This window comes from Altererythrobacter sp. Z27 (genome assembly GCF_052683155.1).
In genome coordinates this window covers 2,299,316-2,315,490 of the sequence record NZ_JBQYMC010000001.1, presented here as the reverse complement: position 1 = coordinate 2,315,490, position 16,175 = coordinate 2,299,316, and the positions used below count along the sequence as shown (strand labels likewise).

Sequence of the window (16,175 nt, the reverse complement as noted above, 5' to 3'; positions counted from 1 at the left end):
GCTTGCCGTCCCGTCAGGTTCGGCCGCACCTGTATTGGTGCGAGGCGGTCAGCTATTGGGCCTCTGGCGGCCTTTCGCGAATATCGGCCGCCCTGCTCGCGCGTCAGATAATCCCGCGCGCCTCAAGGTCCGCGCGGGTCGCCGAATCCATGCCCAGCAGCTCGCCATAGATTTCTTCATTGTGCTGGCCGAGCTCGGGGCCGACCCATTCGACATGCCCCGGCGTGGCCGAAAGCTTGGGCGCGACGTTCTGCATCTTGAAGTTCTCGTACTTCGGATGCGGCACTTCGATGATCGCTTCGCGCGCGGCGAAATGGGGATCGGCCAGCATCTCGGGCGCGCGATACATATTGCCCGCCGGAACGCCGAATTCCTCGCATTTGGCGAGCACTTCCACGCTGGTGAACTGCTTCGTCCATTCTCCGATCATGTCGTCCAGTTCCTGTTGGCGCTCGCCGCGCGCCACATGGCTGTTGTAGCGCGGATCGTCGCCCAGCTCAGGAACGCCCATCATCTCCGCCATGCGCTTCCACACGCTGTCCTGGTTGCCTGCGACGAGCACGCTGCCGTCGCTGGTGGGATAGACGTTGGACGGCGCGATCTTGGGCAGGATCGATCCGGTCCGCTCGCGGATATGCCCGGTCACCGTATACTCGGGAATGGTCGATTCCATCATCGCCAGCACCGCTTCGTAGATGGCTGAATCGACCATCTGGCCCTGCCCGGTCTTGTGGCGATGCTCGAGCGCCATCAGCGCGCCAAGGCAGGCGTAGGTCGCCGCGAGCGAATCCCCGATCGACAGGCCCGCACGGCTGGGCGGCCGATCAGGCTCGCCCGCGACATAGCGCATGCCGCCCATCGCTTCGCCGATCCCGCCATAGCCCGCACGCGGCGAATAGGGGCCGGTCTGGCCATAGCCCGAAACGCGGATCATGATCAGCGCCCGGTTGATCGCGTGGAGATCCTCCCACCCGAGGTTCCAGCGCTCAAGCGTGCCGGGGCGGAAATTCTCGAGCAGGAAATCGGCCTTGGCGGCGAGCTTGCGGACGATGTCCTGCCCTTCCTTCTCGCGCAAATTGAGCGTGATCGACTTCTTGTTGCGCGCGACGACGGAGAACCACAGCGGAACGCCTTGGCCCCAATTGCGCATGGCATCGCCCACCTTGGGCGGCTCGACCTTGATCACTTCGGCCCCGTGATCGGCCATCAGCTGGCCGCAAAACGGCCCCGCGATCAGCTGGCCCATCTCGATGAGCCGCAATCCTGCGAGCGCTCCTTCGGCCATCTCAATCCCTTCATCACTCACGCGACAGGCGCGAAAACACATGCCCGGTACAAACCATTTGCAAACCCGCTGCAGGCGCAATGCAGGCCCGCAACATGCCGCCAGAGGCGCTTCGGCAGGGGGTGCGCAAGCGGCCTGCAAAAAAGCCCTGGCGCAACCGGCCCGCTGCCCCGAAACCGGACCGGCGCTATAAAACGAGAATTTGCATTTGTATACAATTTGCGTATCAGGCGCAGGTCCCCTTGAGTTCAGGCAGAGCGATTCCGATGACGCAGGAAAGCATCGAACTGGTAGAGGTCGGCCCGCGCGACGGGCTGCAGAACGAGCCGGACATCATCGCCAGCGACACGAAGCTGGAGCTGATCGGACGGATGCTCGATTACGGAGCGCGGCGGCTCGAAGTCGCGAGCTTCGTCCATCCCGCGCGCGTCCCGCAAATGGCCGATGCCGAGGCGGTGATCGCCGGCCTGCCCGACCGGCCCGACACGACCTATATTGGGCTGGTGCTCAACAAGCGCGGCGTGATGCGCGCGCTCGCCACGAAGGAAGGCGGCCCCAAGGACGGAAAAGGGCGCGGGATCGACCAGGTCGGATGCGTCGTGGTGGCGAGCGACACCTTCGGCCAGAAGAACCAGGGCCAGACCATCGCGGAAGGCATCGCCGAGAACCGCGACATGATCCGCTTCGCCAAGGCGGAAGGGCTGCGCGCGCAAGTGACCATCAGCGCCGCCTTCGGCTGCCCCTTCGAAGGAGAAGTGAAACCGGAAACAGTGCTGGCCATCGCCGAAGAACTGGCCGCAGAGGGGCCGGAGGAAATCGCGCTGGCCGACACGATCGGCGTCGGCACGCCTGCGCAGGTGAGCGAACTGTTCGGCAGGCTGGGCGAGCTGCTGGGCGGGCGCATCCCGATGCGCTGCCATTTCCACAACACCCGCGGCACCGGCATCGCCAATGCCTGGGCCGCCTATGGCGCGGGCGTGCGCGTGTTCGACGCTTCGCTCGGCGGACTGGGCGGCTGCCCCTTCGCTCCGCGCGCAACGGGCAATATCGCCACTGAAGACCTGATCTACCTCATGGATCAATCGGGCATCGCCAGCGGCATCGACCTTGCCGGTGCCATTGCCACCAACCGCTGGTTCGCCGAAAAGCTGGGCCGCGAATTGCCATCTCTGGTCGCGCGCGCGGCCTGACGAAACCGAAGCCACGGAGAGACTATGACTTACAGGCTGGGCGTCGACGTTGGCGGGACCTTCACCGATCTGCTGCTGTTCGACGAGGAAAGCGGGAAGTTCTGGCGCCACAAGACGCCGTCGACCCCGCATGACAGTTCCGAAGGTATCCTCAACGGGGTGAAGGCGATCACCAAAGCTGCCGGTGTTTCCGCCAGCGACATCGCCTATTTCCTCCACGGCACCACGGTTGCGACCAATGCCGTGCTCGAAGGCAAGGGCGCCAAGGTGGGGCTCGTCACCACTGAGGGCTATCGCGACATCATGCAAATCGCGCGCAGCTTCGTGCCCGGCGGGCTCGCGGCGTGGATCGTGTGGCCGAAGCCCACGCCGCTGGCGCATCTGGAAGACACGGTCGAAGTGCCCGGCCGGATGGGCGCCGATGGCAAGGAAGTGCGCCCGCTCGATGAAGACGCGGTGCGCGCAGCCTTGAGGAAACTCAAGGCCAATGGCGTCGAGGCGCTGACGGTCAGCCTGATCAACGCTTACGTCAACGGCGCGCATGAGAAGCGCATCGGCGAAATCGCAGCGGAGGAACTGCCCGGCATCCCCGTGTCGCTGAGCCACGAAGTGCTGCCCGAAATGCAGGAATATGAGCGCACACTTTCGACCGTCGCCAATGCGGCGGTGCGCCCGGTGGTGAGCAAATATGTCTCGAACCTGCGCACCAAGCTGGAGGAGCAGGGGCTGGAAGGGCGGCTCTCGCTGCTGCGCTCGGACGGCGGGCTGATGAGCAGCCAGAAGGCCGAGGAACACCCGGTCAACATACTGATGTCGGGCCCGGCAGGCGGCGTCACCGGCGCGCTGTGGGTGGCAAAGAATGCCGGTTTCACCAATATCCTCACGCTCGATGTGGGCGGCACGTCGACCGACGTGGCGCTGATCGAAGGGCTGGAGGCGCGCCGCGTGCGCACCACCGATGTCGGCCACTTGTCGGTCCGCGCATCGGCGCTCGACGTGAAGACCGTGGGCGCGGGCGGCGGCTCGATCGCGCATGTGCCCGAACTGACCAAGGCGCTGCGCGTCGGCCCCGAAAGCGCGGGCGCGGTGCCCGGCCCGGTCGCCTATGGCAAGGGCGGCACGCTGCCGACCGTGACCGACGCCAATGTGGTGCTGGGTTACCTGCCCGAAGACCTGCTCGGCGGCAGTTTCCACCTCGACCGCGAAGGCGCCAAACGCGCGGTGCAGACCGTGGCCGATGCACTGGGCGTCACGCTGATGGAGGCCGCGCGCGGCATCATCGATATCGTCAACGAGAACATGTTCGGCGCGCTGCGCATGATTTCGGTCCAGCAGGGCTACGACCCGCGCGACTTCGCGCTGATGGGCTTTGGCGGCGCAGGGCCGCTGCATGTCAATGCGGTCGCCCGGCTGATGGGCAGCTGGCCCGCGATCAGCCCGGTATCGCCGGGCGTGCTCTGCGCCCTGGGCGATGCCACCACGCGGATGCGGACCGAAACCGCGCGCAGCTTCTCGAAACTGGCGAAAGACACTTCGATCGCCGACCTTGAAGCCGTGCTCGACGAGATGGCGGCGCAGACGCGCGGCGAGCTGCTTGCCGATGGCGTGCCCGCAGACCAGATCACGACGCAATTCGAAGTCGATATCCGCTATGCCGGGCAAGCCTTCGAAGTGCCGCTGACAATCGACAAGAAAGTGCTCGAGGCGGACGGGATCGAGGGCATCCTCGCACGTTTCGACGACGAACATTTGCGGCTGTTCACCTTCAACATGGATACGCCGCACGAGATCGTGAACCTGCGCGCGGTGGCGCTGGGCCAGGCGCCCGACCTGCCCGCCGCCGAATTGCCCAAAGGCGATGGCGATCCCTCGGGCGCGAAGATCCGCGACCATGTGCTGTGGATGGACGGGCGCGAGCAGGCCGCCGTCATCTACGAGCGCGACCGCTTGCGGCAAGGCGACGTCATCCCCGGCCCCGCGATCATCACCGAGATGGATTCGACCACGCTGGTCGAAAGCGGCTGCGTGGCCACGGTCGACAGGGTCGGCAATATCCTGATCAATCCCCCCAAGAATAACGAAAACGCGGAGGGCTGAGCGATGCCGGCACAAATCGTCGAAACCAATCCCAAGCCCTTCCAGAAACTCGCGATCGACCCCGTCACGCTCGACATCATCGAGAATGCACTGCGCAATGCGCGCATCGAAATGGATGCGACGCTGGTGCGCACCGCGATGAGCCCCGGCATCCGCGAACAGGGCGACGCCTTTCCGTTGATCGCCGACCCCAAGGGCAAGATGATCGTGGGCCAGTTCGGCAGCTTCATCGACGGCTTCCTTCGCGGCTTCGACGGCACGCTGGAAGACGGCGACATGATCTTCCTGTCGGACCCCTATTCCTGCGAAGGCGCGATTTCGCACTCGAACGACTGGCTGGTGCTGCTGCCGGTGTTCAAGGACGGGCGGCTGATCGCCTATACCGCCATGTTCGGCCACCAGAGCGACATCGGCGGCGCTGTCCCCGGATCGATGCCGATCGGCGCCAGCTCGATCTTCGAGGAAGGGGTGCGCATCCCGCCGGTGAAGATCTGGAAGAAGGGCGAATATAATGACGACCTGATGAAGCTCGTCATGCACCAGACGCGCAAGCCCGACTGGTGCCAGGCCGATCTCAACGCGCTGATCGCATCGTGCCGCGTCGCCGCGCGCCGCGTGGTCGAAATGGCCGAGCGCTTTGGCGACGACGTCTATGTTTCGGCAACGCAGGAGCTGCTCGACCGCAACTATCGCGCGATGAAGGCGCTGATCGGCATGGCGGTGGCCGAAGAGCCGGTGAGCTTTGAAGATTACGTCTGCGACGACGGCAAGGGCTTCGGCCCCTACAAGATCAAATGCACCATGTGGCGCGAGAGCGACAAGGTCGTGCTCGATTTCGACGGCACCGATCCGCAGAGCGCCGCTTCGATCAATTTCTATCTCAACGAGAACATGTTCAAGATGTTCTTCGGCATCTACATGATCATGGTGTTCGACCCGCAGATCCTGTTCAATGACGGGTTCTACGATTTGATCGAGGTGCGCATCCCGGAGGGATCGCTGCTCAAGCCGAAATTCCCCGCCGCGCTGTCGGGCCGCACCCATGCGCTGGGCCGCATCTTCGACATCCTGGGCGGATTGCTGGGCCAGAAGACGCCCGAATTCCTCAATGCGGCGGGCTTCAGCTCATCGCCGCATCTGTTCTATTCGGGCTGGGACCGGCGCGACGGCAAGGAACGCGAATGGTTCCAGCTGTTCCAGATCGGCTTTGGCGGGATTCCCGGGCGGCCGCTGGGCGACGGGCCTGACGGGCATTCGCTGTGGCCGGGCTTCACCAACGTGCCCAACGAGTTCCTAGAGCGCTATTTCCCGCTGCGGATCGAACGCTATTCGACCGAGCCCGACAGCGGCGGCGCGGGCCTGCATCGCGGCGGCAACGGCATCCACATGACCTACCGCTTCCTCGCCGACGGGCACATCGCGATCCATGACGACCGCTGGTTCGTGCCGCCCTGGGGCGTCAACGGCGGCCATCCGGGGCTGCGCGCGAAGAAAGTGCTCGAACGCGCTGACGGCAGCACCGAAATCGTCGGCAACAAAGTGGAAGACGTGCCGGTGAAGGCTGGCGATCTGCTGCACTTCATCACTTGGGGCGGTGGCGGCTGGGGCGATCCGCTCGAACGCGATCCGACGCTGGTCGGGCTCGAAATCCGGCAGGGGCTCGTCACTGCAGAAGGCGCGAAGGCCTATGGCGTGGTGGCCGATGGTGAAGGCACGGTCGACGATGCCGCGACCGCCAGCCTGCGTGCCGGAATGATGGCCGCGCGCGGCGCATTGCCGCTGTTCGACTTTGGTCCCGGTATCGACGCCTTGCGCGAAGCGTGCGAAGAGGAAACCGGCCTGCCTGCACCCAAACAACCCGAATGGGCGGGCAGCGCAGCCTGAAGGGACAGCAAAAGATGAAGTGCACACGCGCGGTGATCGAACGGCACGGCGGGCCGGAGGTGATCGGCTGGGTCGAGGATGACCTGCCTGCGCCCGGACCCGGGCAGGTGCTGGTCGAACAGACTGCTGTGGGCCTCAACTTCATCGACACCTATCACCGCTCCGGGCTCTACACGATCGCACTGCCGAGCGGGTTGGGGCTGGAGGCGGCAGGGCACGTCATTGCGCTGGGTGAGGGGGTGACCGGCTTCGCTGTGGGCGACCGCGTCACCTCGATGGGGCCGGGGCTCGGCGCCTATGCCACGCATCGGGTGATGCCCGCCGACGCGCTCTACAAACTACCCGACGACATCCCTGACGACATCGCAGCTGCCGCGATCCTCAAGGCCGCGACGGTCGAAGCGCTGGTCGAACGCTGCGCCCATGTGAAACCGGGCGACATTGTGCTGGTCCATGCCGCGGCGGGCGGCGTGGGGCTGTTGATGGTGCAATGGCTGAAGGCGATCGGGGCGCAGGTTATCGGCACCGTCTCCTCGCAAGCCAAGGCCGACATCGCCTTTGCGGCGGGCTGCGACCATGTGATCCGCTATGACCGCGACGAGATTGCCCCCGGCGTGCGCGAATTGACCGATGGTGCAGGCGTGCCGGTGGTGTTCGACGGGGTGGGCAAGGACACTTTCCTCGCTTCGCTCGACAGCCTCAGCCCGCGCGGGCTGCTGGTGAGCTTCGGCAATGCCTCGGGGCCGGTCGAAGGCGTGAATTTGGGCACATTGGCGCAGAAGGGCTCGCTCTTCGTCACGCGCCCCACGCTGTTCCACTATTACGCCACGCCGGAAGACCGCGCGCTCGGCATCGCCCGGGTCTGGAGCATGCTGGGCAGCGGCAAGGTCGAAGTGACGATCGGGCAGACCTATCCGCTGGCCGAGGCAGCACAGGCGCATCGCGACCTCGAAGCGCGCAAGACCACCGGCTCGACCGTCCTGATACCCTGACCGGCCATCCCGGCGGGCTATGCGTCAGTCGTTATCGCCCGCCACGCGGTAGATCAGATCGGTGAGATAGGTCGGCGCGCCATCGGGCGCTTCGCACCAGCCGGTGAGATACCAGCGCCCGTCGACCTCTTCCCACAGGCTGAGCACATGGTTCCAGCCGGAGGTGGACTTGCCGGCATGGCGGTGCGGCATGCCGCCTGCATCGAGCGCATCCTCGCGATAGGAGATGCGCCATTCCATCCGCGCGCTGACGAGCCGCGCCGGGCCGGGAATCCCCAAATCGAGCACGCCGTGGAATTCGAGCGAGACGCTGTCGTGCAGCTTCTCATTGCTGCGCCAGTAAGCCAGCACCCCGGGGAATTCGGTGAACAGCTCGCGCATGTCCTCCGCCTTGTAGAAGCGGAAATGGTCGCGCCGCCAGAAATCGGCGATGCCGTCGGTCGCCACGCGGCTCCATGCTGCGGCATAGGCTTCGAGCTCTTCGGCCAGATCCTCAGCCATGCTTCGCCTCCTCCGCCAGACTGGCGGCCCAGTCGCCGAACAAGGGCTGGAACTCGTCGACGCGGATCGATTGCCACACGCCGACCGAGAAATAGGGGATCGCCTCCAGCTTGGCGCGCGCGTCGCTTTCGTCCACCGCCTTGATGACCAGCAGCGAGCCGACGATCTTGTCGCCCTTCACCATCGGCCCCGCCACGGCGAAATCCTTGCCGTGTTCGGCGAAGTGCTCGATCAGCGCGTCATGGCTGTGCTCGCGGAAGATCGCGCTGTGCTCGCCATCGCGGCAATAGAAGGCGAACAGCTTCTTCATTTGAAGTTCGGCTTGCGCTTTTCGAGGAAGGCCTGCGAGCCTTCGGCGAAATCCTCGCGCCCGAAGGCGGCGTCGAACATGCCCAGCGTCATCGAATCGTCTGCCACCTGCCCGTCGAGCACGCGGCGCACAAAGGACTTGTTCTCACGCGCGGAGAAGGTCGAAGCGGCGAGGATCTGTTCGATCAGCGCATCGGCGCTGTCGGCAAGGATTTCGACCAGCCCGATCCGCAGCGCCTCTTCCGCATCGAGCAGTTCGCCAGTGAACAGGATTCGCTTGGCCTGCCCCGGTCCGACGAGGTCAGTCAGCAATTTCACATCGTGCAGCGGATAGACCAGCCCCAACTTGCCCGGCGTGATGCCGAAGCGCGAACGCCTGGTCGCGACGCGAATGTCGCAAGCCAGCGCCAGCCCGCAGCCGCCGCCGATGCAATCGCCATCGATGAAGGCGACAGTCGGCAGGTCGACCCGCGCCAGCTCGTACTGGACCCGGTTGATCTCGGCCTGGTTGGCTTCGCGCCAGCCCATGTTGTCCTTGTTGGCGAGCATTTCCTTGATGTCGGCGCCCGCCGAAAAGGCGCCCGCGCCATCGGCGGCGCGCAGTTCGAGCAGGCGGATCGCCGGATCGTCCTCCGCTTCGGCGATCAGGCCGGGAAAGGCTTCCCACATCGCCATGTTGATCGCATTGCGCGCGTCGGGCCGGTCGATCACCAGCCGCGCCACCGCGCCTTGCTTTTCGAGGCGTAGGTTCATGACAAGCACTCCTTATTGGCTTCACCCAGCCCGGGGATCCGGCCCGGCACCCAGTTGTCCCCTGCAAAGCGGATCGACGGTGCAATGTGATGCCCGCCGCCTTCACTTTCGACCCATAGCCCCCGTTCGGCAATATGCGGTTCGTCGAGCGCTTCGCGGAAATCGAGCACGGGCGAGAAGGCGACATCCTTGTCGGCGAACCAGCTGACCCACTCGTCGCGCGTGCGGGTGGCGAAGGTCGCGCGCAGGAAGTCGATCAGCTCACCCTGCTGCCCCGCTGGAGCTTCGGCGAAGGGGAGCAGGTCTTCGCGGCCAAGCGTCTGGAGCAGGTTGCGTGCGAATTTGATCTCGCGCCCGCCCAGCACGACATGCTTGCCATCTTTCGTTTCATAAACCTGGTAGAAGCCCGCCCCGCCGAGCGAACGCTGCTCCGCCGATTTGGGGCTTGGCCCACCGGCGATCGCGCTGCCTGCGGTATGGACGCACCACGGCAGCAGGCTGTCGAACATGGCGCAATCGATATAGGCGCCTTCGCCTGTGCGATCGCGGCCCACCAACGCCATCAGCACTGCCGACAACGCGGTGAGGCCGGCGGCCATGTCGCTGCTGGCGACGCCGGGCACCACCGGGGCGCCGTCGGGCCCGTCATTGACGCTGAGGAAGCCCGCCATGGCCTGCACCGCCATGTCATGCGCGGGGTGATGCGCGAGCGCGCCTTCCTGCCCGAAGGCGGAGATTGAGCAATAGACGATGTCCGGCTTGAGCGCCTTGACTGCTTCATAGTCGAAGCCGAGCCGCGCCATCACGCCGGGGCGGAAGCCCTCTACGAACACGTCCGCGCGGCGGCACAGCTCGCGCAATTGCGCCTTGCCCTGCTCGCTCTTGAGGTCGAGCGTCATGCTCTGCTTGCCGCGGTTGAGATTGGCGAACCACACCGAATGTTCGATGCCGCCATAGCTGTCGAACGGGGCCTGTTCGCGCGCCGGATCGCCCGCAGCGGGTTCAACCTTGATCACTTCGGCGCCCTGGTCGGCCATCATCACCGTCATCATCGGACCGGGCAGGAATTGCGTCAGATCGACTACCGTAATGCCCGACAATTTGCCCATGATGGCTGCTTTTCCCCTTCGCTACCGGCATGCCGCTGCGGCGCAGACCGGCAATCCGGACAGCACGTTAGCCGATTTTTCGGGCGACGGGATGCTCTTTGTTGGGAGGGGCGCGGCGGCCCGCGATCACGATCAGATCACGAAGTCGAGCGGCTGGGGCAGTTTGCTGCGATTGACGATCATCTTGCCGTGCAGCGTTTCGATCTGCTTGCTGCCGGTCTTGACGAACAGGAACGGCAAGAGGCCGTGCAGCATGCAGGCGAGCCCGCCCAGCACCATGCGCACGCCGAAGCCGGTGGCATGGACCAGATGCTCGCCATAGGTTTCGCCCACCGAAGCGGGATGTTCGGTGAATGCTTTCGCGATCGTGCTGCGATCCATTGCCTGCCTTCATGCCCCCTGTTCGATCCTGCGCAGCTGGATAGCATGCGGCGCGCGCAATGAAATCCCAAAGATTGATGGAAAATCTTACGATATTGGGATAAACACACTGCCTATGACTATTCATGGCGAACTTGATACCAAGGATTGGGCAATTCTTGCATTGCTGCAAGCTGACGCCTCGCTCCCGGTGCAGGCCATTGCCGACCGTGTCGGCCTGTCGACCAATCCCTGCTGGCGGCGGATCAAGCGGATGGAGGAAACAGGCGTGATCGCGCGGCGCGTGGCGTTGGTCGATCCGGCGCGGGTCGGCTTTGCCACCACTGTCTTCGTGGCGATCCGTACCAGCCGGCATGACGGCGAATGGCTCGCCGCCTTCCACGAAGCGATCACCGGGATCGAGGAAATCATCGAATGCCACCGCATGGCGGGAGACATCGATTACATGCTCAAGCTGAGGGTGCGCGACATTGCCGATTACGACCGCATCTACCAGCGGCTGATCCGGCGCGTACCCGGCCTGTCAGACGTCACCGCAAGCTTCTCGATGGAAGAGATGAAATACACTACCGCGCTGCCGCGCCCGGCCTAAGCAGGTTCAGCCGATCAGCGTCGCCGATACGAGCAGCGCGGTGGCGAATGAGGCCAGCGTCGCCGCCATCACCGGCACCAGCGGCCGCCACCCGGCTTCGATCAGCAGCGAGAGCTGCGAGCGCATCGCGGTGGCCGTCACCGCCAGCAGCAGCAGGAATTTCGATCCGGCCAGCCCGCCCTCGGCAAAGCCATCGGGCATCGGCGCGAAGCTGTTGACTACCACCAGCAGCAGGAAAGCGACGATGAACCACGGCAGCGAGATCCGCCGCCATGCTGGCCGCGGCCCGGCCTCCCCGCGCCCGGCTTCACCCAGCCAGAGCGCCACCAGCGCCACGACGGGCGCGAGCAGCGCCACGCGCGCCAGCTTGATGATCGTCGCCTGCGCGCCCGCTTCGTCGGAAATGGCGTAGCCGCCGCCGATCGCTTGCGCCACGTCATGAATCGAAGCGCCGACAAGATAGCCCGCCTGCGCATCGTTCATGCCCAGCGTCTCGGCGATGAGCGGATAGAGCGACAACGCCAGCGCGCTCGCCAGCGCGATGCCCACCAGCGTGATGGTAAAGCGCGACTGGTCGAGCCGGTCGCGCCCGATCACTCCATAGAGCGCCAATGCCGCCGAAGCCCCGCAAATCGCGGTCGCGCCGCCCGCCAGCACCCCGGCATAGCGCCCCTGCCCCACGATCCGCGCACCGAGCAGCGCAGCACCGAAGGCCGAAGCCATGATCGCCAGCAGCCCGGCAAAGGGCAGCCAGCCGATCGCGCCGATCTGGGCCAGTGTCACCTGCATGCCCAGCAGCACGATGCCGAACCTCAGGAAGTGGCGCGCGGCAAAGTCCAGCCCTTGCCCCAGCGCCGGATGTTCGGACAGGAAGTTGAGCGCCAGCCCGATCAGCAGGCCGAGCAGGATCGCGGGAAAGCCGTAATGCTCGGCCAGCCACATGGCGGCGAGCGCAGCGATCAGGCATGTGACCAGCCCCGGCGCCAGCGTACGCGGCGTCACCGGAGCCGGAGGTTCGACCTGCTGAGCCTGGTAGATCTCACCGAACAGGTCGCCGGCGTAGAGCGCGGGTTCGGAATCGCGCCTTTTCATGCGAAAGATCCTGGCCTGGCGCAGGTCGGCTTGCAATCGAGCATGATCTCTCCACACCTGCTGGCCACGCAGCCCGGCGGAACAATCTCCGCACAATCCGCCTGTTAGCGGCTGGTGCAGGCCGCCTCAAGGAGGCTGCTCGATCACGCGACGTTCTGCCCACTTGATTACAATTGAAACCGGGTCCAGATCGCGCTCCAAAGCCAGCCCTTGCGGAGTCGCCTTACCTTGTCCCAGCATCAACCGCTCGACCGTTCGCCACTGCGCAGGGCCTATCGCGCCGAAGAAGCATCCATCGTCGAACAGCGTATCGCCGAAGCCGCGCCGGTCGCGCAGCGCCATGGCGAGGCAGCTGCGCTCGCCGCCAAGCTGATCGCCGGGGCCCGCAAGACCAAGGCGAGCGGGATCGACGCTTTCCTCCATCAATACGGGCTCAACACCGAGGAAGGGATCGCGCTGATGTGCCTCGCCGAGGCGCTGCTACGCGTGCCCGATGCGGGGACCGCCGATGCGCTGATCCGCGACAAGATCGGCGAGATCGACTGGAGCGAGCACCTTGGCGAAAGCTCTTCCACTTTCGTCAATGCCGCCACCTTCTCGCTGATGCTGACCGGCGAAGTGCTCGACCCGCCCGAAGCGCACCAGCGCGGAATGGGCGCCACGCTCAAGCGCACAATGAACCGGCTGGGCGAGCCGGTAGTGCGCACCGCCACGCTGCAGGCGATGAAGATCCTCGGCGGGCAATTCGTGTTCGGCCGCACGATCGACGAAGCGCTTGGTCGCGCCGCGCCCGAAAGCAAGCGCGGGCTGTCCCACAGTTTCGACATGCTCGGCGAAGCGGCGATGACCTTTGCCGATGCCGAGCGCTATCGCCAGGCTTACGACACCGCGCTTGATGCGGTCGCGCGAGTGGCGAAGGGCGGGGTCGCCGCTTCGCCCGGCATTTCGGTGAAGCTTTCGGCGCTGCACCCCAAATACGGCTTCCTCCACGCGGAAGAGGCGCGCGCGGCGCTGGTGCCGATGCTGCGCGAACTGGCGATCAAGGCGCGCGACGCCGACATCCACTTTACCGTCGATGCCGAAGAGGCCGAGCGGCTCGAGCTGTCGCTCGACATCATCGAGGATCTCGCCGCGGATGACGCGCTGTTCACCCGGCCCGACGGTTCGGCCTGGGAAGGCTTCGGCCTCGCGATCCAGGCCTACCAGAAGCGCGGCGTGCCGCTGTGCGACTGGGTGGCGAAGCTGGCCCGCCGCCACGGGCGCCGCTTCTTCGTGCGGCTGGTCAAGGGCGCCTATTGGGACAGCGAGGTCAAGGCAGGCCAGGTGGGCGGCCACACCGATTACCCGGTGTTCACCCGCAAGGTGGCGACCGACGTGTCCTATCTCGCTTGCGCCGCGCGGCTGTTCGAACACAGCGACGTGATCCTGCCCGCCTTCGCCACGCACAACGCCTATACCATCGGCGCGGTGAAAGCATTGAGCGGCGGCAAGCCGTTCGAGTTCCAGCGGCTCCACGGCATGGGCGAGGAAGTCTATGACGCGCTGGCGAAGTCCGAAGGAAACGATCGCACGCGCGTGCGGATCTACGCCCCGGTCGGCGGGCACAAGGAACTGCTCGCCTATCTCGTCCGGCGACTGCTCGAAAACGGTGCCAACACCAGCTTCGTCAACCGCATGGCCGACAGCGAAGTGCCGATCGAGGAAATGACCGGCGATCCGGTGGCAGAACTCGCCGCGCTCGAACCCAAGCGCAATCCCGCGATCCCGCTGCCCGCCGACATTTTCGGTGCGCGCCGCAACAGCGCCGGGGTCGATTTGGCCGACCCGCTGGTGCGCGAGCCGCTGCTCGAACAGCTCGCCGTGCTGGCATCGAAGCAATGGACTGCGGAACCTGCCTTCGGTGCAGGCGGCGCGCAGATCGGCGTGAATGCCCCCTATGACTTCGGGCAGCGCATCGGCAGCGTCACCTATGCCACCGCCAAGGGGATCGCCGAAGGGGTCGAGGCTGCGCAAGCAATCCAGCCGGGCTGGGATGCGCTGGGCGGCGAAAAGCGCGCGCTGCTGCTCGAAGCGGCGGCAGACCTGTTCGAAGCGCATGTGGCGGAGTTCCTGTCGCTGTGCCAGCGCGAAGCGGGCAAGACGCTGGTCGATGCCGTGCTCGAACTGCGCGAAGCGGTCGATTTCCTGCGCTATTATGCCGCCGAGGCGCGCCGCCAGTTCGCAGCCCCGCTGGTGCTGCCGGGGCCGACCGGCGAAGAGAACCTGCTTCGGCTGCACGGCCGCGGCGTGTTCGCCACCATCGCGCCGTGGAACTTCCCGCTCGCAATCTTCATCGGCATGGCAGCTGCAGGGCTGGCGGCGGGCAATTGCGTGCTCGCCAAGCCCGCCGAGCAGACTCCGCTGATCGCGGCGCTGGCGGTGAAGCTGTGCCATCAGGCGGGCATCCCCGAAGACGTGCTGCAACTGGTCCCCGGAGACGGGGCCGTGGGCGCCGCGCTCACCGCGCATCCGGGCGTGTGCGGGGTGGCCTTCACCGGTTCGACTGCGACCGCGCAGGCGATCAATCGCAGCCTGGCCGGGCGCGACGGCCCGATCGCTACGCTGATCGCCGAGACCGGCGGGCAGAACGCCATGATCGTCGACAGCTCCGCCCTGCCCGAGCAGGTCGTGCGCGACGTGCTGGGAAGCGCCTTCCAGAGCGCGGGGCAGCGCTGCTCCGCGCTGCGCGTACTTTACCTGCAGGAAGACGTCGCCGACAGCATGCTCGAGATGATCCGCGGCGGGTTCGAAGCGCTGCATGTGGGCGATCCCACGCAGCTAGAAACTGATGTCGGCCCGGTGATCGATGCCGAAGCCAAGGCCTCGCTCGATGCGCATGTTTCGGCGATGCGCGGGGCGGGCCATCCCGTGTGGCAGCACAAACTGTCTGCGGCATGCTCCAAAGGCACCTTCGTTGCGCCTGCCATCGTCCAGATCGACGGCATTGCGCAGCTCAGCAAGGAAAACTTCGGGCCGATCCTGCATGTCGCGCGCTTTGCCGCGGGCGAGATCGAACGCGTGGTCGATGACATCAACGCCACCGGCTTCGGCCTGACGCTGGGGCTGCACAGCCGCATCGCGGCGACCCGGCGCATGGTCGAGGCGCGGGCGCGGGTGGGCAATTTCTACGTCAACCGCAACCAGATCGGCGCCGTGGTGGAAAGCCAGCCCTTTGGCGGACAGGGCCTTTCCGGCACCGGCCCCAAGGCGGGCGGCCCGCACTATCTCGCGCGGTTTGCCACCGAACGGGTGACTTGCGTCGACACGACCGCTGCGGGCGGCAATGCGAGCCTTCTCGCCGGCTGACACTCGCTGAAGGGCAAAGAACGGGGGATACCGCGCGCTTGCGCTTGCCCCCGCCGCGCCCATGCGGAATCACTCTGCGCATGGCGATTCTTTCCGACAAGTGGATCCGCGACAAGGCGCTCAACGAAGGCATGATCGAGCCTTTCGTCGAAGCGCAGCGCCGCGAAGGCTGCATTTCATATGGCTTGAGCTCCTATGGCTACGACGCGCGCGTGGCGGACGAGTTCAAGATCTTCACCAATGTCGACAGCGCGGTAGTCGATCCCAAGGATTTCGCCGCCAACAGCTTCGTCGACCGCCAGACCGACGTCTGCGTGATCCCGCCCAACAGCTTCGCGCTGGCGCGCACGGTGGAATATTTCCGCGTGCCTGAAGACGTGCTGGTGATCTGCCTGGGCAAGAGCACCTATGCCCGCTGCGGCATCATCGTGAACGTCACGCCGCTCGAACCGGGCTGGGAAGGCCATGTGACGCTGGAGTTTTCCAACACCACGCCGCTGCCCGCGAAGATCTATGCCAATGAAGGCGCCTGCCAGTTCCTGTTCCTGCAGGGCAACGAGCGCTGCGAGACGAGCTACAAGGACCGCGCCGGCAAATATATGGGCCAGCGCGGCGTAACGCTCCCCCGGCTATGAGCGCCAGGGG

Annotated in this window: 14 protein-coding genes; 7 read left to right on the top strand and 7 right to left on the bottom strand. The window is 65.5% G+C overall.

The annotated features are described in order from the left end of the window. Nucleotides 1–103: 103 nt before the first annotated feature. On the bottom strand, nucleotides 104–1,285 hold the full coding sequence (locus ACUJ47_RS11270; protein WP_445538489.1) for a CaiB/BaiF CoA transferase family protein: 1,182 nt from the start codon (nucleotides 1,283–1,285) through the stop codon (nucleotides 104–106). A 266-nt stretch (nucleotides 1,286–1,551) separates the two neighbouring features. Between ACUJ47_RS11270 and ACUJ47_RS11265 the strand changes: the two genes are divergently transcribed. Genes ACUJ47_RS11265 through ACUJ47_RS11250 form a run of 4 tightly spaced genes read left to right on the top strand, consistent with a single transcriptional unit; the run spans nucleotide 1,552 to nucleotide 7,448 of the window. After that, nucleotides 1,552–2,475 carry a hydroxymethylglutaryl-CoA lyase gene (locus ACUJ47_RS11265; protein WP_445538488.1) on the top strand — a complete coding sequence of 308 codons (924 nt, stop codon included), beginning with the start codon at nucleotides 1,552–1,554 and terminating at the stop codon, nucleotides 2,473–2,475. Nucleotides 2,476–2,499: 24 nt separating this feature from the next. Continuing rightward, nucleotides 2,500–4,572, top strand: coding sequence for a hydantoinase/oxoprolinase family protein (locus ACUJ47_RS11260; RefSeq protein ID WP_445538487.1), 2,073 nt, complete (start codon nucleotides 2,500–2,502; stop codon nucleotides 4,570–4,572). A gap of 3 nt (nucleotides 4,573–4,575) precedes the next feature. After that, nucleotides 4,576–6,456 carry a hydantoinase B/oxoprolinase family protein gene (locus ACUJ47_RS11255; RefSeq protein WP_445538486.1) on the top strand — a complete coding sequence of 627 codons (1,881 nt, stop codon included), beginning with the start codon at nucleotides 4,576–4,578 and terminating at the stop codon, nucleotides 6,454–6,456. 14 nt (nucleotides 6,457–6,470) lie between these two features. After that, entirely contained in the window at nucleotides 6,471–7,448 is a 978-nt protein-coding gene (locus ACUJ47_RS11250) for a quinone oxidoreductase family protein (RefSeq protein WP_445538485.1), read from the top strand. Between the two features lie 24 nt (nucleotides 7,449–7,472). Here the strand turns inward: ACUJ47_RS11250 and ACUJ47_RS11245 are convergent, their stop codons facing one another. From ACUJ47_RS11245 to ACUJ47_RS11225, 5 genes are all read right to left on the bottom strand, one after another. After that, nucleotides 7,473–7,949 carry a hypothetical protein gene (locus ACUJ47_RS11245; protein WP_445538484.1) on the bottom strand — a complete coding sequence of 159 codons (477 nt, stop codon included), beginning with the start codon at nucleotides 7,947–7,949 and terminating at the stop codon, nucleotides 7,473–7,475. Then, complete coding sequence (locus ACUJ47_RS11240) at nucleotides 7,942–8,259, bottom strand: YciI family protein (RefSeq protein ID WP_445538483.1); 318 nt, start codon at nucleotides 8,257–8,259, stop codon at nucleotides 7,942–7,944. The genes ACUJ47_RS11245 and ACUJ47_RS11240 overlap by 8 nt, the downstream gene beginning before the upstream one ends. Continuing rightward, nucleotides 8,256–9,011: an enoyl-CoA hydratase/isomerase family protein gene (locus ACUJ47_RS11235; protein WP_445538482.1), complete on the bottom strand. Its 756-nt coding sequence runs from the start codon at nucleotides 9,009–9,011 to the stop codon at nucleotides 8,256–8,258. The genes ACUJ47_RS11240 and ACUJ47_RS11235 overlap by 4 nt, the downstream gene beginning before the upstream one ends. Then, the gene (locus ACUJ47_RS11230; protein ID WP_445538481.1) at nucleotides 9,008–10,120 is read right to left on the bottom strand and encodes a CaiB/BaiF CoA transferase family protein; all 1,113 of its coding nucleotides are present in this window, start codon (nucleotides 10,118–10,120) and stop codon (nucleotides 9,008–9,010) included. The genes ACUJ47_RS11235 and ACUJ47_RS11230 overlap by 4 nt, the downstream gene beginning before the upstream one ends. Nucleotides 10,121–10,252: 132 nt before the next feature. Beyond that, on the bottom strand, nucleotides 10,253–10,501 hold the full coding sequence (locus ACUJ47_RS11225; RefSeq protein ID WP_445538480.1) for a DUF6356 family protein: 249 nt from the start codon (nucleotides 10,499–10,501) through the stop codon (nucleotides 10,253–10,255). Between the two features lie 115 nt (nucleotides 10,502–10,616). Between ACUJ47_RS11225 and ACUJ47_RS11220 the strand changes: the two genes are divergently transcribed. Then, nucleotides 10,617–11,093, top strand: coding sequence for an Lrp/AsnC family transcriptional regulator (locus tag ACUJ47_RS11220; protein ID WP_445538479.1), 477 nt, complete (start codon nucleotides 10,617–10,619; stop codon nucleotides 11,091–11,093). 6 nt (nucleotides 11,094–11,099) lie between these two features. Here ACUJ47_RS11220 and ACUJ47_RS11215 read toward each other — a convergent pair whose 3' ends face one another. Continuing rightward, the gene (locus tag ACUJ47_RS11215; protein WP_445538478.1) at nucleotides 11,100–12,185 is read right to left on the bottom strand and encodes a YeiH family protein; all 1,086 of its coding nucleotides are present in this window, start codon (nucleotides 12,183–12,185) and stop codon (nucleotides 11,100–11,102) included. 228 nt (nucleotides 12,186–12,413) lie between these two features. Here ACUJ47_RS11215 and putA point away from each other — a divergent pair, with 228 nt between their 5' ends. Both putA and dcd read left to right on the top strand, forming a co-directional pair. Beyond that, complete coding sequence (gene putA, locus ACUJ47_RS11210) at nucleotides 12,414–15,530, top strand: bifunctional proline dehydrogenase/L-glutamate gamma-semialdehyde dehydrogenase PutA (RefSeq protein ID WP_445538477.1); 3,117 nt, start codon at nucleotides 12,414–12,416, stop codon at nucleotides 15,528–15,530. Between the two features lie 80 nt (nucleotides 15,531–15,610). Continuing rightward, nucleotides 15,611–16,165 carry a dCTP deaminase gene (gene dcd, locus ACUJ47_RS11205; RefSeq protein WP_445538476.1) on the top strand — a complete coding sequence of 185 codons (555 nt, stop codon included), beginning with the start codon at nucleotides 15,611–15,613 and terminating at the stop codon, nucleotides 16,163–16,165. Nucleotides 16,166–16,175 lie beyond the last annotated feature (10 nt).